Genomic DNA, 20,179 nt, shown 5'->3' with positions numbered 1-20,179 from the left:
CTTTAGGCACAGCAAGCCCAAAGTCAGCTCACCTGTTACTCATCAAAACAAGCATAAACCGGCCCGCCAACCTTTAAGTCAGAACGCGTAAACACTTCCTGACTCACCAGGGCCACAAGCTTTTGTTCACCACAGCTTAAAGCCACGCGGTACTGCCGATGGTTAACCGTTTCGACCTGGATAATCTGACAGGCCAGGCGATTTGTTTTTACCACTTCAGCGTCTGCTGTGGCCAGGGTAATCTCTTTCGCTGACAGCCGTACTTTTGCCTTCGTCCCCGGGCTCACACCAGGTTGCAGTTTAACCTGTATCAACTGTTTACCCAGTGACAGAGCCATCAGGCCGGCGGCGGGATCCACCGCCTGTACCGCAGCATAAATCACACAGCTAAGCGGTAACGTGTCAGTATCGGCTTCAGCGTTTATCAACGCTTCGGGACGACCAACGGCAAGGCATTGCCCGCCGTTAATTTGCGCCAGGTTTTCACAGGTCTGCAAAATATCGTCGACATCGTGGCTCACCAGAATAACGCGCACCTGCTCGCCCAGATACGCTTTCAGGCGATACAGGATACGCTGACGCAGGGCTTTATCCATGGCACTAAAGCTTTCGTCTAATAGCAATAGTTTTGGACTCGCTAGCAACGCCCGGGCCAGTTTAACCCGCTGCAATTCGCCTCCGGACAGGCTCGCGGTGTTTTTGGTCAGCAAGGTCTCGCACTCACATAACGAAACCACCGATTGTTGCTCCTGCTCGCATTGATTATGGGTAGCCACAAGGCTGATATTTTGCGCCACCGAAAGCGCCGGGAATAACGGCGTTTGGGCACTAACCAACACAACATTCCGGGCCTGAGAAAAAGATAAATCCCCCCAATTGCCTGCCACGCTGGCTGACGGATTAAACCCTGCCAGAGCCTGTAGAAATGTCGATTTGCCCGCCCCGGAGGGTCCGGCAATGCCAAGCCACCCGTCATGCGCTGGCACCTGTATGTTAACATCCAGCGCAAAGTTACCGGCTTTAGCGCTTACATGACATTCCATTTAAGTCTCCGCTTTCCCTGTAACCAGTAAAGTGCCATTAACAACACCAGCGAAAACACCAGCAGGATGGCTGCCAGCTTATGTGCACCGGCATAATTGAGCGATTCGACCTGATCAAACAAGGCAATGGAGACGACCCGGGTTTCTCCCGGAATATTGCCGCCAATCATTAATACCACGCCAAATTCGCCAATGGTGTGAGCAAAGCTTAAGCCTGCCGCAATTAACAAACTGGGCTTAAGGGCCGGCAATACCACACAGCGCAGACGCACGTACCAGGGCAGATTGAGCATTCTTGCGGTGTGTAAGTAATCTGGATGTAATTGGGCAAATCCGGCATACAATGGCTGTACGGCAAAAGGAAAAGAATAAATTACCGACCCTAACACCAGCGCTTCAAAGGTAAATGCCAGTCGCTCTCCGGTAACGGCCAGCCAGGCAGCACCAATGGGACTGTCTGGCGCGAATGCCAGTAATAAATAAAATCCCAGCACCGTTGGTGGCAGCACCAAAGGCAGTGCGACAATAGCTTGCACCACGGCTTTAAACCTGCTGTTCCAGCGACTCAACGCCCAGCTCAGGGGCGTTGCCAGTAACATCAGTAGCAAGGTAGAAATGCCAGCCAGTTTAAGGGTGAGCCAGATTGCTGCTAAATCCATGCTAGTGCTTCCCTGTGGCTGATATGTCGGCCAAAGGCGCATAGCCCAGCGCGAGGAGCTGTTGTTGCACTGCGTCACTTTGCAGGAACTCGGCCAATTGAGCAGCCGCCCCGGCGTTTTGCCCCCCGCCCAGAATGGCCAGTTGCTGCACAATTGGCTGGTAATCAGCAGGCAGCGAATAGCAGGTCAAGGCATAACTAACACACTGGGAAGCGGCAATCATGGCCACGTCAACGTTGCCGGTTTGCCAGAACTGCAAGGTTTGCTGGATATTACTGCCACGGATCAACCGTTTGGACAACGTTTGCCACAGCCCCTGCTTTTGCAGTAATTGTTTGGCAGCCCGACCATAGGGCGCCACTTCAGGTTCGGCAATGGCAATTCTCAGCGCCGGATCCCGCCACCGTGGATCGCTCAGCTGGCGTACCTCACCAACCAGAGCAAGACGGCCCACTGCATAGGTTTTAACCCGTGCAGCCGACACTTTGCCGCTACTGATTAGTGCTTGCGGCCGTTTACTGTCGGCCGATAAAAACAGGTCGTAGGGCGCACCATGTTCGATTTGGGCATAAAGCGCACCGCTGGAACTCACCGTTACCCGCGACTTAATGTTAGTTTGCGCTGCAAACTCCACCAGCAGGGTCTTCAGCGGCACGGCAAAGTTTGCGGCCACAGCTATGCTCAGCGGTGGGTTTTCTTCTGCCACTGCCAACGCTACGCTACAAAACCATAACAACAACGCAAACCTGGTTTGTCGCATACCCGTTCAGCTATCCTTGTCTTCGGTTAACCAGCGCATTGCCGCATCGTCGTCAGAGCCTTTGGCGGCGACCCAGTGAGCCTGTTCACCCACCCACTCTTTTTTCCAGATAGGCACCGATTGTTTGAGCATATCCATCAAAAAGGAGGCGGCTAAAAAAGCATCCTGGCGATGGGCGGCGCAGGTTCCAACCCAGACAATCTGTTCGTGATTAGCCAGTCGGCCAACCCGATGCACTATGCCCGCATTGGTCAGCGAAAAGCGTTTCACCGCTTTATCAATAAGCTGTGCTAACGCCTGTTCGGTCATGCCGGGGTAATACTCCAGTTCTATGCCATCGATTGCGCCAGCGTGGTTGTAATCCCTTACCCGGCCGGTAAACGTAACAATGGCACCAGCACGACTACGCTGATCGTGAGCACACAGCTCGTCGTACAGTGCCTGCTGGCTAAAATCCTCCTGTGCTACCCGGGCAAACATTCTAACCTCCGGTAACCGGCGGGAAAAAAGCAATCTCGTCATCCTCACACACTGCCGTGCTGCCGTTACACAGAGTCTGATTGCGGGCACTGAGAACATTAGCAGAGAGGGCTTCGCGCCATACTTCTCCCTGTTGCATCAATTGTTCACGCACGCCATCAACGGTGGCATTATCGGGCACGGCCAGCTCCATGGCATCGCACCCTGTCAGCTCGCGGATTTGCGCAAAAAATTTAACCTTCATCTCGACTCCAGTGGCCGGTTTTGCCACCTTGTTTCTCTAACACTCTGACGTTGCTGATCACCATAGCGGGATCCACCGCTTTACACATATCAAATAAGGTCAGCAGAGCGACATTTACGCCGGTTAACGCTTCCATCTCAACCCCGGTCCGACCGTTAAGTTTGCAGCGACAGCGGGTAATGATGCGCTGGTTTTCTTCATCCACCGTAAACTGAATATCTACTTTACTGAGTGCCAGCGGATGGCAAAGCGGAATAAGATTAGCGCACTGTTTGGCGCCCTGAATACCGGCAATGCGCGCTACAGCCAGCACATCCCCTTTAGCCGCACTGTTATTTTTAACCTGAGCCAGGGCATCGGCGCTTAAATGTAATTCCCCTTCGGCAATGGCTTCGCGGGTCGTAACCGCCTTTGCACTCACATCCACCATATTGGCTTCGCCGTGCTGGTTTACGTGGGACAAAGCCATATTAGTGAGCCCCTTTTAAATGACCAACAAAGTTACAAGGCTTAAAGGTAGAATCCAGCTGCGAACAGATAATGCCCTGCCAGGCCGTTTTGCACGCCCCTGTTGAACCCGGCAGACAAAATATAACCGTGCGATTGGCAAAACCAGCCAGTGCCCGGGACTGAATGGTTGAGGTACCAATTTCGTTATAGCTGAGATAACGAAACAGTTCGCCAAAACCGTCTACCGTTTTATCAAATAAAACACTGAGTGCTTCCGGTGTTGAGTCCCGTCCGGTAAAGCCGGTACCGCCGGTAACCAGAATGGCCTCAATAGCCGGGTCAGCAATCCACGCCGAGACAATCGCTCGCTGCTGGTAGATGTCATCAATGACCAGCTGGCGTGCCGCCACCTGATGGCCTGCTTCAGTGACAGCCTCGGCCAGATAAGCACCGGAGGTATCAGTGTCCAGCGTACGGGTGTCAGAAACGGTTAAAATAGCAATTGCGAGTGATTCAGAAGCGGTTGTCATGCTGGTCCTTAAAAATCTGCTGCGACAGGACTGTCGAATTGGTACATTATGCGTTGAAATATATCAGGATAAAAGTCTTACCATGGCAGATACTCTCAGCTACGCTCAGGCAATGACGTACAATCGCCACATTGTCCTGCCGCAAATCGATCTCAGCGGTCAGGAGGCCCTGCTCAATGCGCAGGTCCTGGTTATCGGTATGGGCGGACTTGGTTGCCCGGCCGCCCAGTTATTGTGCACCAGCGGGGTCGGTAAAATCACCCTGGTGGATGATGACATTGTGGCCAGCTCTAATTTGCCTCGCCAGTGGCTATACAGCCACGCTCAGGTAGGGCAATACAAGGTTCACGCAGCCCGTGACAGACTCCATGCACTCAATCCCGACTGCCGGATTAGCGTTATCAGCCAACGACTCAACGATGAAGACCTGGCGGCGCTTATTCAGCAGCACGATATGGTTTTGGACTGCACCGACAATCCGGCCAGCCGCCTGCAAATTAATGCCCAGTGTTATCAGCAACAGCGGGTATTGGTGAGTGCGGCATCAATCCGCTTTGAAGGCCAGTTGCAGGTAGTTGATCCGCGCCAGCAAAGTCCATGCTATCAGTGTGTCTCGCGGTTATTTTCGGCGCAGGCGTTATCCTGCAATGAAGCCGGTATTTTCGCGCCGGTCGTGAGTGCTATTGGTACGCAGCAGGCGCATATTGCATTGTTGATGCTTATGGGCATCGAGGTGCTACCGCCCGGACAACTTATGACCTATGATGGCTTGTCTTTAACCTGGCAAAGCTTTAGCGTACCTGCAGATCCGCAGTGTCCTGTTTGTCAGCCTCAATAAGAATATCAGTTTATATGCTAAATCACGTTAACAAACACCATATCCGGGTTGCGCAAAATGCCTCGGGGCGCAGTATGAATGTGCCGGTTTACCACATCAAAGGCCAGCGCCCCGGCCCTAAGGTTTATATTCAAAGCTCTATCCACGGCGCAGAAGTTCAGGGCAACGTAGTGATCTACCATCTGATTCAGTGGCTGCAAAGTTTGCCCATTTGTGGCGAAATTACGCTGGTACCAAACTGTAATCCCGTAGGAACCAATATAAAGGCCGGAGAGTACACGCTTGGTCGCTTTGATCCGGTTAATGGTACCAACTGGAACCGGGGCTATCATTATGATGCCGCCCAGGTGATGGCGTTTGCCGATACGGTTACCGCCGAAGAGTCCACCGCGTCTATTAAGCAACGCTTTCGTGAGCATCTCGCTAAAGCCATCAGCGATAAGCTGGCCAGCCCCTGGGGGCTCGGTCTTGCCCAACAGCTCAACTTAAGGCTGCAACAGCTGGCCCTGGATGCTGATTATGTGCTGGATTTACATAACGGTCCGGTTTCCACCCGCCACATTTATATTCCGGAATACGCCAGGGAAAGTGCCACAGCGTTTAATTTTCCGCACTGCATTTTTATCCCAAATGTGTTCGCCGGCGCATTGGATGAAGCCACGTTTTGCCCCTGGTGGACACTCACCGAGATACTTAATCAGCGCGATAACCGTGACCTGGAGTTTGGCGTTGAAGCCTTTACGCTGGAAATGGGCAGTCAGGAAGTTATCGATTTTACTGAAGGTGAAATTGATGCCAAAAGTATTCTGAGTTATCTCACAGTAAAAGGTTTATTGCCGGAAAGTCAGATTCAACCGCTGACCATGCCGCGCATTGGCGTTATGCTCAAAGATTACAAAACCTTGTTTACGTCCTGGGGTGGCATGGTGGAATATTGTGCTAAACCCGGCGAGCATATCAAACAAGGGGCTCTGCTGGCCCGCGTGTTAAACATAGATGAACTGGATAATGACAAGGGCAGTCATGATATTCTGGCCCCCTGCGACTTAATTCCGATGCTGCACTTCCCTTCTGCCTCTGTACTTAGCGGCACCCAACTGTATAAGTGTTTTACTAACTACTTTGAGCTGACCGGGGCATAAAAAAGAGGGCGTTAAACGCCCTCCTGTCTTTGCTTACCGGGTTAAATCGGCGAACCGGGTGGTAATGGCTTAGGCGTAAAACGCATTTGCCATTCACCGGTATCGAAGAAATGCTCCAGGTAATGTTCCAGGCCGCGATAAGCCGGCACATCATCTTCCTCTTCGAGCCATTCGGTTAAGGTCATCAGTTCAGTGGTAATAGCCAGCTTTACTTCTGGTGCGGTTTCATCGCTTAGCAAAGCCTCAATCACACTTTGTAATGCGACCAGTTGCAAGCGTGCAACAAGAATATCCTGGGGTTCCGGCTGACGATAAAAATGCATGGAGAAAATTTTACGTACCACGTCATCAACGCCGGGGACACTGGATTGCTGACTATGCTGGTAAGCCAGGCGATTTAACCGCTCCGGCGTCAGCAACAATTGCAGACTGAACGCCGCAGCACTTTCTGCCGCCGACACCGGATCAAACACCCGCCCCATACGACCATTAAACTGCTCGCGGGTTTGTGCTTCGGCGTAAATCGGTGGCGTTATAAGCTGTCGGATAGTAGCAGGTAGCGCCAGTAATTCCGCGCCGGAGGCTTCAATAAGGCGCATCATCGCCTCAACCTGGGTTTCCGAAGGCACCAGTTTGACCCCGCGAGGCGTAGCATAATCGCCTTTATTTTCGTAGGAGTAATGAATACCACCTACCTGTTTGGCCAGCGCTTCCAGTTGATAACGGTGTAACAGATAAACCGGCACCAGCGCGTTTTCCAGCGAAGATAAGCTGTTGCCGGTTGCGACCGTATTAAGCCCCATATTAGCCAGCGCAATCCGGCGCACCTCAAGGAGATGATCGTATTCGGCCAGCGGGTTTTCACCGTTGTCCCACATGTGACCATCGGATGAGGCATGACGTGAGGCGCGTGAGTCCGCATCTGATTTATATTTTAAGCCTGCGTTGCGAGCCCTGGTGACCAACGCATTAAGCTCGAATGCACTGTCGGTACCCTCGGCAAAATCCTGATAACCGTAGGCAATAACATACTTATCCCACTCACCCATACCTTCGTCATAAGCATCGGCCAGAGACAGTCGATCGCCCTTGATATCAATCTTGGGATGGGGGTAGTCCATCACTGACTCACGGCCATTTTCGCTGGCGGCAAAGTTATGTGCGATACCCAGGGTATGGCCGACTTCATGTGCAGATAACTGACGAATACGGGCCAGGGCCATCTCTTTTTGTTCTGTCGTCACTGCGTTTTCAGAGGTAAACGGACTGGTTAAGCCCAGCGCAATCAGGTAATCCTGACGCACCCGCAGCGAGCCCAGCGTAACGTGGCCTTTAATAATTTCGCCGGTACGCGGATCAACCACAGAAGAACCATAAGACCAGCCACGGGTAGCACGGTGAACCCAGTTGATTACGTTGTAACGAACATCCATAGGGTCAGCATCGGCCGGTAATATTTTTACCTGAAACGCATTAATGTAACCCGCCGCCTCAAACGCCTGATTCCACCAACTTGCCCCTTCTTTTAAGGCGCTCAGTACTGGCTCCGGAATACCGGGATCCAAATAATAAACAATGGGTTCTACCGGCTCACTCAGTTCTGCCGACGGGTCTTTTTTCGCCAGACGATGACGGGGAATATAAGCTTGTTCGAGGGGTTCGGTAATCGGTACCGAGTAATCCTGCCAGCTGCGCTTCCAGTAACCGGAAAACGGATGAAACGGACGCGGCTGGTAATTATCATCAGGCAACGCGACAAACGAGTGATGCAGATGCACCGTGACGCTGTCGGCATCGGGCGTTACCTGACGCAGGTATTCTCCGGTTCCATCGCCACCAAAGGTCACCAGTGCTTCCAGTTCGGTGTTCAGCGGAAAAGCCTTAGTGCGCGGCAGATATACACCACTGCGCTTGGCATCGGCTTTAAAGCTGCCCTGTTTGCGGGCTTTTAAACGCTTGGCAATACCGTGAATGTCGCTGAATAACTGATCAGTATAATCAATCAGTACGCTACCGTCATTGCTGGCAACAATTGGGAAACCGGCGATAACCGAGTCAGCAAAGGCTTCATCGATGCTGGCGTGCTCGGCAGGATTACTGCCACTGGCACGGTACCCGGTATTTAACTGTTTAAGCAGCAATTTGTTGCCGTAGCGCTCAAACTGGACCAGACGGGTAGCCCCTAACTGGCCGCGGTCTAATCCAATGTCATTCGACCCGACGCCCTGGGGTAAACTGGATTGAAACAAAAAAGGCGCGTTAACCGTATCAATTTGTAAATACACTTTGTCGGCCGCGACATCGTAATACACCGGGATAAATCCCGTTTGTTTTTGCATTTTTTGGGTAAACGATGCGATGGTCTCTGCCCATGCAGGCGTAACACTCATCAACACCAGACTTGCTAACAGCACATATAAGCGCACCTGTTGTTCCTCCGGATTATAGTCATTTGTTATTGTAAGATTTTTACGCTACCCAAAGCAGGCAGATAAATCTACACCGGCCTGACCAAACCACCAGAAGTACCGACCAATGGAAAATTGGCACCGATCCTATTGATTTGCCGCAAACATTTTTTACCCCGTAAATATGTTGTGATCTCGCTTGATCTGCATCAAGGAGGATTTTACAGGCTGTCGTAACCTGCAAAGCGGTAAACCGAAATTTTAACAAATCAACACAGGACCAACTTGCATGGGGCTTAATTTTCAACAGCATGATTTCACTGATACTCAGCGAGCGCTGTTTGATGAGCGGGTACATGCGCAGTTAGCCCGGGTAAACACGGAGTTAACCCGGGATTGCTACAATACTGATGACATCACACTGGGTGCCGAGCTGGAATATTATCTGGTTAATCGTCAGTTTAACCCCGCGCCCCTGAATGAAGCCGTACTGGAAAAAGCCCGTATTGATGGCCTGCAGGAAGAGCTCAACCAATATAACATTGAATTCAATCTGACCCCGGTAAGCGCGTCTGGCAAGCCCTTTTCTGCGCTTGGTCAACAGTTGCAAAAAGCCACTCGTGTTATTGATCAGACCGCCAGCCTGTATGACGGTCATGCCATGGCTATTGGTATTCTGCCGACGCTGTCGGCCAGCCATCTTACCGAAGACTATCTGACCAACCGGCCGCGTTATAAAGCCCTTAGCCAGCAATTAAGTGCCCAGCGTGACGGCCCCTTTGATATCGATATTCACGGCCAGGATGTAATAAAAACCACCTGTGATGATGTCACGCTGGAAGGCGCAAATACGTCCTTTCAACTGCATCACCGAATCGCCAATGCGCGCTTTGCCGACTGCTACAACACCGCCCAGCTAATTTCACCGCTGGTGCTGGCACTGGCGGGAAACTCACCGTTTTTTATGGGTAAACGGTTGTGGCAGGAAACCCGAATTGCCCTGTTTAAACAATCCATTGACTATCGCGACAGTACGGCAACCCAATGGCGACAACCCGCCCGGGTAAGTTATGGCCATGGCTGGCTAAGAAATGGTATCACAGACTGCCTTACCGAGAGCGTGGCACTCTACCCTGCCGTGTTGCCGGTGGTCGCTGAAAAACTGCATGGAAATGCCAAACCCTTTGCCGAACTGAATTTGCATCATGGTACGGTATGGAGCTGGAACCGTGGTATTTTTGACCCCGGCGAAAATGGTCACGTACGCATTGAATACCGTAGCTTACCGGCGGGCCCGACCCACGAAGATATGCTCGCCAACGCCGCATTACAGGTTGGCCTGGTCGAAGGCTTGTCTGATCACATCGAAGACTACCTGCAACGGCTGCCATTTCGTTATTCCGAGTATAATTTTTACCGCTGTGCCCAGTCTGGTTTGAATGCCCATATTCTCTGGCCGCACAAGCATCAGCGCCACCTCAGGGAATACCGGGTCACCGAAATTCTTGCCGATTTATTGGTAAAAGCCGATGACGGACTGGCCAGAATTGGCGTCGACAAAGCCGAGCGAGATCATTACCTGCGCATCATCGAACATCGTCTTGCGGCGCGTCAGACTGGCGCGACCTGGCAATTAAATACCTACAAATCACTTATGAATGAATATCCAGAATCCAAAGTACTAAGCGAACTTTGTCGCCGGTATTATCAGTTGAGTCACGGCGGTGAGCCGGTCGCTTATTGGGAGTAGTTATGGGACAACGCAAATTAGCCACCACAACTGTGTTACCCGAATTCAAGGTACTCAATGCACCTCAGCCTGAGAGTATTCCAGACTCGAGCATCGCCTTTCTACAGCAGCTCAACGGTCCGGCGGTGATTTTTGTGCCGGGTAAAACCCGTCGTAAACGCGCCATCACTACCCTGCTGCACGGTAACGAACCCTCTGGTTTTCAGGCTTTGCACCGGTTACTTAAAGAAGGTTTCGAGCCCTATGCCGATACCACGTTTATTGTGGTTTCAGCGATAGCAGCTCTGCACGAGCCTTTATTCACCCATCGCGCGCTGCCGGGTGAGCGCGATATTAACCGCTGTTTTAAACCGCCCTACAGTGACCGGCCAGGCTTATTAGCCAAACTTGTTCTGGATTATCTGGTTGATTTAGCGCCTGAAGCCATTCTTGATGTGCATAATACGTCCGGCAGTGGCCCAGCGTTCAGTGTGGCGAGTCGGCTAAGTGCTCAGCATTCCGCGCTGGCCTCACATTTTACCCGTTGGTTTATTCATACCGATATTCAGCTTGGTTCGCTGATGGAAGTGCCTTTTTGCTGTCCGGTGGTGACCATAGAGTCTGGCGGTGCCCAGGATGAACTGGCGACAATTAACGCCTATAACGGATTACGTTCGTTTCTGTCGGTTCAGGATATTTTCACGCCCCGACAGGATGTGGAACTGCTGGAACATCCCAAGCGCCTGGAAATCCACGGCCAGGCCAGCCTGGCTTATGCCGAGCGCCCGGTGTTTGGAGCCAATGTGACTATTCGACAGGATATAGAACAACGCAATTTCGGAATAACCCGCCCCGGTGATGTGCTGGGCTGGGTAGATCACTGCCGACTGGAACATTTTCGCCTGTCAGGTCAACGAAAAAATGAGTACCTCGGCGACTATTTTTGCGCTGACAACAGTGAACTGACCGTCACCCGTCCGCTCAAATTCTTTATGGTCACTACCCGCAGTGATATCGCTAAGTCTGACTGTCTGCTGTATTTTGTGGACATTAACGAGCAACCCACCAATACCGTACGTCAGCAGCACATTACTGAAGTGCCCCTTAGCGATTAATCACACTGAGTTTGTTTACCAGGCCGGTTTTACGTTGTTGTCGACGGGCAACAACGGCCTGCAACGCAGCCTGATGGGTGACCAGCACCGCGCCCTGTTTGGCACGGGTTAACCCGGTATAAATTAATTCCCGGCTGTAAATTTGCGCCGCCTGTTTTGACGGCGCCTCAGGAATAAACAGCAGCAGGTGGGCAAACTCTGAGCCCTGAGACTTATGGATGGTCATGGCATAGACGGTTTCGTGGCGCGGTAAGCGCATAATCGGAATTGCGCGGTACTGGTTGTCAGCGCCAGCAAACCAGGCTTTTAATACACCAGCCTCATCTGGCCAGATAAGTCCGACATCGCCATTATATAAACGCTGGCCGTGATGATTTTCGGTAATCATTATCGGCCGCCCACGATAAAAACCCCGCTGTTCGCCAGGTGCCAGCAGCTTTTCCAGCCGTTGATTGAGAACGTCGGCGCCCCAGTCGCCCTGTCTGAACGGCGTCAGCCACCTTACCGCCTGCAGTTGCGCCATAGCCGCAGTCAGCGATTCAGCGCTGGCAATGGACCCAAACCACTGTCGGGCCAGTGTATTAAAAGCTTGGCCTATAACGTTAAATCCGCACTGAGCAACGCCATCTACCTGCTGCGATTGCGCCGCATTCAGCTCAGGCAGTGATGGCCAGATAGCCTCGATGCTACCCAGATTAACCGCGCTGGCGACGTCGGCCAACTGCCCACTGAAACGCTGGGCCTGCTTCAGCTCAAAGTGCACCGTGGGGTGAGTCAGCTCCTGCTGTACAGCAAGTGCAGGCAAATGCGGACACAAAGCATGCAATTGCTTTTGTGATGCGCTGTCTACCACATCATCTGAATCTGTTGCAAAGGCTGCAATGATATCGCCCAGCACGTTACCGGCTTCCACCGAAGGCAACTGCATGGGATCGCCGACTAACAACACCCGGGTATCTTTGCCCAGCGCCCGGAATAGTCGGGTCATCAGGGCTAAATCAATCATTGAGCTTTCATCCACAATGACCACATCCGCCACCAACGGATTGTGTTGATTAAAGCGGCTTTGAATGCCCCAGCGAGGCATGCCCAACAGGCGGTGCAGGGTCATGGCTGGTTGCGTTAAACTACGCGCATAGCCAGCTAACGCAGGTTCATCAGCAAACTGGGCTAAAGCAGCAGCAACCGACTCGGTAAGACGCTGGGCTGCTTTCCCGGTTGGTGCGGTCAATACGATATTAAGTTCGCCCTGCCAGGCCACCTGCAATGCCATTAGCAAGCGTGCAATAGTGTAGGTTTTACCGGTCCCCGGGCCACCGGATAGCATTGCGAATACGCGGTTAACGCACAGCGCGGTAGCGACCTGCTGCCAGTCCTGAGTGCTTCTTGCTGTGACATCAAAAAGCGCAGGCCAGAGTGCCGTTAAACGGCTCATTTGCTCTGCGGTTAAGGCTAACGGTGTCATCCGTTCGGCAATTCTGCCAACCAGTTCCTGCTCAAACTGCCAGTATCGGGCGGTGTACAAACGTCCGTCGTGATAACGTAATTTACCCGCCAGTTTTTCATTGGCGCATAACAGCTGAGCCTGTTCGGCAAGCACGTCCTGAGCGGCAAAGATAAAGCCGCTTTCGTCCTCGTCGGCACGGTCAAAACGCCGCTGCCCGGCAAGTTCCGACAGCAGCAGGCAACTGTTGCCCATACGCTGCGCCTGACTAAGCGCCAGTAACAGCATAAAAGCCGTGTCATTGTCACTTTGGGTGAGTTGGGCAATTTCGCGGGCAAAAAAATAATCGATGGCTTCGATATCAGCCAGCTGTGCTGCGCACTGGTTATAATCGGTAAACATCATTGTGCGCCCTCCGTTACCTTAGCGGTCAGAGCCTGCTCCATTTGTTCGATTAATGCGGTGGACAATGGATCAAAAAACACCCCACTGCCCGGCGGAAAATCGGGTGACATGCCCCGTAAATAAAAATACGCTACACCACCAAAATGACTATCAGGGTCGTAGTCTTCAATCCGCTGAGCTAAAAAGCGATGCAAAGCCACACTGTAAATCAGATACTGCAGATCGTAATAATGTTGCTGGTTATTGAGACACAGCTTATGCGGGTGATAATCACCAGGTTTGTCACCTAAAAAGGTCGACTTGTAATCGGCCACAAAATAACGCCCCTGATGACAAAAAATTAAGTCGATAAAGCCATGCATCATGCCATCAAGCTGAACGCCATCCAGCGCTACCGGTAACGCTTCGATTGCCAGACTATCACGATGAGCCTGCAATACCCGACCAACCGCACGGCGGTTTGCCGACTGTAGCGGGAAATAAAACTCAGCTTCACGCAGGGTGTCAGACAGCGGTAAATCGGCCAGCTGTAAGCATGCCTCCCCATCCGGTTCCAGTACCAGAGGCGTTTGTAACACCTCTTCGAGCCACTCAAATAAGGCATTGTGAGAGGTCTCTTCAATGCCGTAGCGTTTGGCTATTGCGACGCCGTTTTCCTGCCAGTCGGGGGCACTGAAATCGGTGACTTCAAGTAAATCATGTAACAAATTACCGCTTTGCGCGCCGGCTTTTAAGGCAAAACGCAAGGCCGGGCTGCTAACCGGTGCGACCGCTACCGAAGGCCCATCACTAAAAGACTCGGCCTCACGCTGACGAAAACTGGTATGCGCCACCTGGCGGGTGAGCGCCGAAAACGAATACAAACGCCAGTTGTCATCCAGTGGGCGCTGGAATGTCTGGCAACTGAGCTCAGCGGCCTGCTCCTGCGCCAGCGTCAGGGGCACTTCATCAATGTGGGTGAGCATTGCCGTGTGGCCAGCGCCTTCACTCACAATGGCCTGAACTGCCTCCTGCCAGTCGTTAAACGCCTCGCGCCGCACGAGGGTGCCAAGGGCCGACTGTTCACTGAGTTTGCTCTCTGCCACGCCCAGATAGCAGCGGTGTGAAGCCCGCGTAATAGCCACATAAAGCAAGCGCATGGACTCTGCGTCGCCCTCACTTTTAACCCGTGCCTGGATAGCCGGTGGCGCGCCTAATGCCATGCGTTGTGATGCGGTTTCGCTATCATAAAAACGCAATACCTGAGACTGACGCCCGCCAAAACTCAGCGGATCGCGATACTCACTGGCAAAGGGTACAAACACAATTGGGTATTCAAGCCCCTTGGAGCCATGCTGGGTGACTATCTGAATCAGTCTGGCGTCACTTTCCAGCCGTTGAATATGCTCCTGGGACTGCTCTGGCTGGCGCACCTGACGGTGCAACCAGTTAAGCAGATGACCCGGCTGGGTATAGGTCCGCGCTGCCTCTTCCAGTACTTCACCAAGGTGCTGGTAATTGGTCAGACTGCGCTCAGCATCGCCACCGCGCGGCATATAGCTGTTTTGCAACATGCCCAGAATGAGTGCCATAACCCCCTGACGAGTCCAAATCTCACGCAACTGGGCAATTTGCATCAACAGGCGATCCCAGTCGCTGGCATATTCATCGGTCAGCAACGTGTGTATCTGTTCGCGACTAAGGCCCAGTAACGGACTGGCCACAACACTGTTAACCAAACGCAGATCGTGAGCATGCCAGATTGCGTTAAGCACCATCAGTAAGTCGGCCGCTTCTGAGCTGGCAAACAAACTGTTACGGTTAGATAAATAGACCGACGGCAGGCCAACCGCCTTCAACGCGCTCTGCACAATATCAGCTTCGGTACCGGTTTGTACCAGAATCGCAATATCAGCCGGTAACACAGCGCGATCGCCAAGGGTCGCCTGCGCCAGCAAGCGCAAAATCTCATTGGTGAGTTGTTTAGCCAGCCGCAAGCGGGTTGCGCCCTTTGCCTTGCTGTCGTCCTCAAGGGGCTCATCGGCAATAAAGGTTAACGCAGCCCTGTCGTTCGCACTGTCCACCAGCGGGATAGCCGCAGCTTTCGCTCCGTCACTGGCTTTGACCGGCTCATAGCCAATCCCGAACCGAAAAACATCGCGGGCCGGTTCAGAGACTGGCGCGCCCCAAAACAGGCGATTGTACGCCTCTACCATGGGTTTAACCGAGCGCCAGTTAGTGTCCATGACCCATCGATAGCGGGCCTGACGCGCCGCTTGTAAATAGGTAAAAATATCACCGCCGCGAAAACCGTAAATGGCCTGTTTCGGATCGCCAATCATCAGCAGCGTCGTTTGCGGTGACTCGTCCTCGTTTTGGGCAGCATAGACATTGGCCAGAATGTGATACTGATCAGCGTCGGTATCCTGGAATTCATCCACCAGTGCCACCGGATAACGCTGGCGCAGTTGCTGACACAATGGCGAGTCAGCGCTGTCGATTTGCGCGGCTAATAAGCGGATCAGATCATTGAAATCGACTGTATTTAACCGTTGTTTTTGTTTTTTGACATAGTCGCGGACAAAATCAACGGCATTACACACCACCGTGTAAACCGGCAATCTGGCCAGTAGCGCCTGTTTTTTGCTGAATACGTCGGCGACCTCTTCGTTAAGGCTTTTACGCAAGTCTTTAACCGGCTCAACTATCGCTTTTGCCTGCTCAATGCCCTCTCGTTTGGCCCGGTACCGATTGCCATTAACAAATTTACCCAACTCCTCAGGCACTTCATACAACGGGCCGTTAAACAGCCAGTCGAGAATAACCTGCCACTCACGGGCACGTTCAGCGTCTTTGCCAATCAGGGCACTCATAAACAAGGCTTCGTTATCCACCAGCGTTGTATAAATGCCGTCGGCCTGAGGTTTATAGCGCTCAGCCAGGCGCACCAGCAGTTGGTCAAACTGCTGTTCTATGGTTTCGGTACTGGCCAGTTCAGGCCGGTCGGCAAACTCAAACAGCGAATAAAACTCACTGAGTAACGCATCCGGAGTATGCCAGCCGCATTCGGCCAACAAAGCAAACGCGGCATCATCCTGACTGATTTTACGAATAAAATCCTCGCAGCCCTGTAAATACAACGCCTTAGTGTCGGTTGCCAGCGCCAGTTCCAGCGGCGCAGCTGAGGTAAACGCCAAATCGGCCAGCACATTGTTGCAAAAACTGTGAATGGTAAACACCGACGCATCATCCAGCTCCAGCAGCGCCGCCTGCAATAACGCCTCGGCTTCGTCCGGATCAAGACGGTCATAAACGGCGTTTAGCACCGGATCGGATTTGGCTTGCTGCCCCTCCCGTCTGGCATGCCAGTAAACCAGCGCCTCGCGCAGCGTGGCGGCTATCCGGCCGCGAATTTCTTCGGTGGCCGCTTTGGTAAAGGTCATCACCAGTATTTGTTGTACTGTGAGTTTTTGTTCCAGCAGGCAACGCAGATAAATTCGCGTAATGTTGAAGGTTTTGCCGGTTCCGGCACTCGCTTCAATCAGGTGTCGGCCCGCCAGGGGTAAGTCAATGACGTCTAACTGCTGTGCACTCATTTTTTGCCACTCCTTTTATAGTGGCTTAAAAATCCACAATACAATGCTGCAAGGCGGGTTAGCGGCACCTGACTCACCGGCACTGCAGTGGGATAAAACCAGTTAAAATACGCACTGCCACCCAGTTTACTATAGGGATCGGTAGTATCGATTAATCCCCCCCAGCGCCGCTCCAATTGATCAGAATCAAGCCAGTCATCGTCCTCATCCGTCATGTTCGCAAACTTATAAAACACCTCGGCAATAGCCAGGTGTAGCAGCGTTGGGCGCTGTTCAATATCGTTAATCGCCGCAATAAAGCGACTCAACTGTGCTTTGGCTTCACTTTCGCCCAGCGGCTTAAAGGTTTCAGATTTAAGTGCGAGGGGTTGTTTGTCCCACTGCACATAGTAGAGCGTTAAGGGTAAATCAATGCCCTGCGCGTTGGCGGTTAACATTGTTAACCAGGCCACCAGACTGCGTCTTATCTGATGCTGACCAACATGGTAAGACATCAGCATGTCATCCTGTCGATAACAGCTGCCGTACAACTGCCAGTTTTCGCCGCTGGTGTTAACCTGGCAATGGGCCTCATCCTGCTGAGGGATCACCTGAGCCAGTAAGGCAGCGGCCTGCTGCCACTGGTCCAGTTCCTGACGGGTTAATGGCGAGTCCGGCAGATCGCCACTGAGTAAAAATTGCCGGGTTACCTCATTAATAGTGGTGGCGTGATGATTAGCCACAACTTCATCGACAAACTGATAACGACTGAGTTTATTGGTTTCGAAGGGCTCGCTGTCTTCCAGTAAGCGATTGTCCAGCTCCAGCCGTAAACCTAATTGCTTAGCCAGCCAGGCAAGCGGATCGTCAAAGCAACGGGCCAGCTCGGTCACACTCATTTGACGAAGCGTGGGGGCCTGCCGGGAAATTTCCAACAGTTGAGCTGGGTCTTCTGCCACCGGCGTAAGAATACGCTTTGCCAGACGGAACCAGCCACCGGCATAACTTGGCCAGCTGTCTTTAAATACTGCCGGGCTAAAGGGGTGCAATGGCAGTTGCCTGACGGCATCGGGTTGCCATTGGTAAGCCTGATGCATAAAGTCCATCAACTCCTGCAACACCAGACTTGGCTGCCGCTCAGCATTATTTAATGCACTGCGTCCCTGAAAACTGAGGTACAACGCCTCACGGGCTGAAATCAGGGCTTCAAGAAACAAGTAGCGGTCTTCCTGCCGACGCGAGCGATCGCCCAGGCGCGCAGGATGACGAGCCATCATGTTGATACTGCCCGGGGGATTGGTACGCGGGAAATCGCCGTCGTTCAAGCCTAAAATGGCAATAATTTTAAATGGAATGCTTCGCATGGGCAGCATCGAACAAAAGGTCACCTGCCCGGTCATAAAGTGGTTACCGGCGTCTGGCGTAGCAAAGCGTTTGGTTAAAATATCCCTGACCTCGGCCAGACTCAGCTCGCCGGTAAAACCCGCCTGCTGACATTGCAGAGCCAGATCAGCAATCGCTTTACCGATGCTTTCCCAACTGTCGATATCTTCCTTCCCGGGGGTAAAACAGTCATCACGCAGGGTATTGAGATAGTGCTGCCATTGTTCAGCCGTACGCGGCTGACTTAGCTGACGGTTATGCGCCTGTAATTGCTCAATCACCAGCATCAGCCGCCCCAGCTCAACACTTTCCTGCCCTTCCACATCGGGAATCGTGACGCAGTTATCCAGCAGCTGCACGGCGTCTTCGCTGATCATGCCGAGCATTAACCGTTGTAGTCCCCACTGCCAGCTGTACATAGCACTTTGGGTGGCCGACTCGCTGACCTGTGCTTTATGAGTACCATCCAGTCCCCAGTGAATGTTGGCGCGTTCAAGCCAGTATTCGATAACAGTAAGACTCTGTTCTGACAGACTAAATTTGCGCTGTAACGGCGGCAAACTTAAATATTCGACAATCTGGGTAACACTAAAACGGCTGTCTGGTAAGGATAACAACGACAAAAAAGCCGCAACCAGCGGGTCCGCATCCAACGGCGAACGGTCGGCAATGGTACAGGGAATGCGTGGTGACATTTCGTTTTCTGTGCGCTGGACTCCCACGCGGGCAAACACCGCCTCGATAGCCGGCGCGTACTCTTCAATGGCCGGACACATCACCAGCACATCGCGAGGTTGCAGGCTGCTATCTATGGCCAGTTGGGTCAGCAGATAATCGTGCAAAGCCTGCACTTCGCGTAGCGTGCTGTGCGCAGAGTTTATCAGGATGCTGTTATCGTCTTCGTGCCAGCACTGGTCATTACTGCCCACGCTGGCTTGCAGGATATCTTGCTGCACTGAACTCAGCAGCGTGGGTGGCGAGGCTTGTTCATCCGGCGCGGGCAAATCAAAGGCGCTGATTTCGTAGCTTTGCAGTTCGGTGAGCTGGTTAAACAGATCCCGTCCCTGGCGACCTAAATTGGCCAGCAGAGGGTTATCCTGGGACTGGGTTAACCAGGCCTCAATGCCCTGCTCGCGTAAAATTCTGGCTTGCTCAGCCCGGCCTGACAGGTTGCCCCAGTAATTTACGCAGGGGTTTAAATGAAATAAATGCACATCCACATGCATGGCTAACGCGTCGAGAAAAGCCACAAATTGCGGTGCCATAGTATTAATGGCAAACAGGACTATTCGCGATGGCAACGATTTTTTGAGCTTTGCGGTATCGGTGCGCTGTAATGCAGTCACCATTTCCTCATGCAGCCGTGCGGGATGATATGGCGTATCTTTTACCAGTTGCCGCCAGATATGCGCCTGCCAGCGTTCATCGTTATCATCTGCCAGTACCGACTCATGCCGTTCCCAGGCTAGCAACCAGTCGGGTCGGTATAACAGGTATTGTTCGAGTAAATCGGCCAGTGCCACCGCCAGTTGCAGACTTTGTAACTGGCCGCTGCCATTGTCACGACTCCTGACCAGAAAATGGTTTACTCTGTCCATAGCCGGATGGGCCAGCTCTGCTTCGCTGGTCAGTAGCCCGTATATTCGCCAGCGCAAGGTTTCACGGCGAAATGGCGACTCCTTGGGCACCGCTTCATCCCCCAGCACAGCCCGCGCGGTATCCCACATAAATCTTACCGGCAAGGGATAAGCGATATTCATGGCAATACCACGCTGGGCGGCGAGTTCCATACTGAGCCAGTGTTGCATGCCAGGGCTTTCTACCAGGATCACGTCCTGACTCAGCCCCTGTGCGGGTTGCCGGTCAAGTAAGATGGCCAGAAGAAAGCTTAAATGTTCCAGTTTATTTGAGGGATAAAGTGTCAGCAAAACGTCGGTGTTCCTGTTACCGAATCAACAACGGTAAGTATGCACCTTTAGTATGAATTTAGAAATA

15 protein-coding genes are annotated in these 20,179 nt (G+C 52.5%); 4 read left to right on the top strand and 11 right to left on the bottom strand.

The features are described 5' to 3' along the window. Positions 1 to 35: 35 nt before the first annotated feature. Genes BFC17_RS07390 through moaB form a run of 7 tightly spaced genes read right to left on the bottom strand, consistent with a single transcriptional unit; the run spans position 36 to position 4,166 of the window. Complete coding sequence (locus tag BFC17_RS07390) at positions 36 to 1,043, bottom strand: ATP-binding cassette domain-containing protein (protein WP_070175810.1); 1,008 nt, start codon at positions 1,041 to 1,043, stop codon at positions 36 to 38. Then, positions 1,028 to 1,702: a molybdate ABC transporter permease subunit gene (gene modB, locus BFC17_RS07385; RefSeq protein ID WP_070175809.1), complete on the bottom strand. Its 675-nt coding sequence runs from the start codon at positions 1,700 to 1,702 to the stop codon at positions 1,028 to 1,030. Before modB ends, BFC17_RS07390 begins: the two co-directional genes overlap by 16 nt. A gap of 1 nt (position 1,703) precedes the next feature. Continuing rightward, positions 1,704 to 2,462 carry a molybdate ABC transporter substrate-binding protein gene (gene modA, locus BFC17_RS07380; protein WP_070175808.1) on the bottom strand — a complete coding sequence of 253 codons (759 nt, stop codon included), beginning with the start codon at positions 2,460 to 2,462 and terminating at the stop codon, positions 1,704 to 1,706. A 6-nt stretch (positions 2,463 to 2,468) separates the two neighbouring features. Further along, a complete protein-coding gene (locus BFC17_RS07375; RefSeq protein WP_070175807.1) occupies positions 2,469 to 2,942 on the bottom strand; it encodes a molybdenum cofactor biosynthesis protein MoaE in 474 nt (157 codons plus the stop codon). Between the two features lies 1 nt (position 2,943). After that, positions 2,944 to 3,186 carry a molybdopterin converting factor subunit 1 gene (gene moaD / locus BFC17_RS07370; RefSeq protein ID WP_070175806.1) on the bottom strand — a complete coding sequence of 81 codons (243 nt, stop codon included), beginning with the start codon at positions 3,184 to 3,186 and terminating at the stop codon, positions 2,944 to 2,946. Continuing rightward, positions 3,176 to 3,655, bottom strand: a complete 480-nt coding sequence (gene moaC, locus BFC17_RS07365; protein WP_070175805.1) for a cyclic pyranopterin monophosphate synthase MoaC — start codon at positions 3,653 to 3,655, stop codon at positions 3,176 to 3,178. Before moaC ends, moaD begins: the two co-directional genes overlap by 11 nt. Position 3,656: 1 nt before the next feature. Further along, complete coding sequence (moaB, locus tag BFC17_RS07360) at positions 3,657 to 4,166, bottom strand: molybdenum cofactor biosynthesis protein B (protein WP_070175804.1); 510 nt, start codon at positions 4,164 to 4,166, stop codon at positions 3,657 to 3,659. A gap of 82 nt (positions 4,167 to 4,248) precedes the next feature. Between moaB and BFC17_RS07355 the strand changes: the two genes are divergently transcribed. Both BFC17_RS07355 and BFC17_RS07350 read left to right on the top strand, forming a co-directional pair. Continuing rightward, positions 4,249 to 5,004 (top strand): HesA/MoeB/ThiF family protein, encoded by a 756-nt coding sequence (locus BFC17_RS07355; RefSeq protein ID WP_070176268.1) that lies wholly within the window; start codon positions 4,249 to 4,251, stop codon positions 5,002 to 5,004. 14 nt (positions 5,005 to 5,018) lie between these two features. Then, positions 5,019 to 6,146, top strand: a complete 1,128-nt coding sequence (locus BFC17_RS07350) for a M14 family metallopeptidase (RefSeq protein WP_070175803.1) — start codon at positions 5,019 to 5,021, stop codon at positions 6,144 to 6,146. A gap of 41 nt (positions 6,147 to 6,187) precedes the next feature. Here BFC17_RS07350 and BFC17_RS07345 read toward each other — a convergent pair whose 3' ends face one another. Beyond that, on the bottom strand, positions 6,188 to 8,536 hold the full coding sequence (locus tag BFC17_RS07345) for a zinc-dependent metalloprotease (protein WP_070176267.1): 2,349 nt from the start codon (positions 8,534 to 8,536) through the stop codon (positions 6,188 to 6,190). Between the two features lie 307 nt (positions 8,537 to 8,843). Between BFC17_RS07345 and BFC17_RS07340 the strand changes: the two genes are divergently transcribed. Together BFC17_RS07340 and BFC17_RS07335 are read left to right on the top strand one after the other, a co-directional pair. Next, a complete protein-coding gene (locus BFC17_RS07340) occupies positions 8,844 to 10,304 on the top strand; it encodes a glutamate-cysteine ligase family protein (protein ID WP_070175802.1) in 1,461 nt (486 codons plus the stop codon). Positions 10,305 to 10,306: 2 nt separating this feature from the next. After that, on the top strand, positions 10,307 to 11,398 hold the full coding sequence (locus BFC17_RS07335) for a M14 family metallopeptidase (protein WP_083271628.1): 1,092 nt from the start codon (positions 10,307 to 10,309) through the stop codon (positions 11,396 to 11,398). Here the strand turns inward: BFC17_RS07335 and recD are convergent. From recD to recC, 3 genes are read right to left on the bottom strand one after another with little or no spacing between them, the layout of a single operon-like run. Further along, complete coding sequence (gene recD, locus BFC17_RS07330) at positions 11,388 to 13,247, bottom strand: exodeoxyribonuclease V subunit alpha (RefSeq protein WP_070175801.1); 1,860 nt, start codon at positions 13,245 to 13,247, stop codon at positions 11,388 to 11,390. The two genes, BFC17_RS07335 and recD, sit on opposite strands and share 11 nt — an antisense overlap. Beyond that, the gene (gene recB / locus BFC17_RS07325) at positions 13,244 to 16,822 is read right to left on the bottom strand and encodes an exodeoxyribonuclease V subunit beta (RefSeq protein WP_070175800.1); all 3,579 of its coding nucleotides are present in this window, start codon (positions 16,820 to 16,822) and stop codon (positions 13,244 to 13,246) included. Before recB ends, recD begins: the two co-directional genes overlap by 4 nt. Continuing rightward, complete coding sequence (gene recC, locus BFC17_RS07320) at positions 16,819 to 20,112, bottom strand: exodeoxyribonuclease V subunit gamma (RefSeq protein ID WP_070175799.1); 3,294 nt, start codon at positions 20,110 to 20,112, stop codon at positions 16,819 to 16,821. Before recC ends, recB begins: the two co-directional genes overlap by 4 nt. Between the last annotated feature and the right edge of the window lie 67 nt (positions 20,113 to 20,179).

It is taken from the genome of Marisediminitalea lipolytica, assembly GCF_001758465.1.
Taxonomy (GTDB): Bacteria; Pseudomonadota; Gammaproteobacteria; order Enterobacterales; family Alteromonadaceae; genus Alteromonas; species Alteromonas lipolytica.
This window is presented reverse-complemented; position numbering and strand designations above follow the sequence as displayed.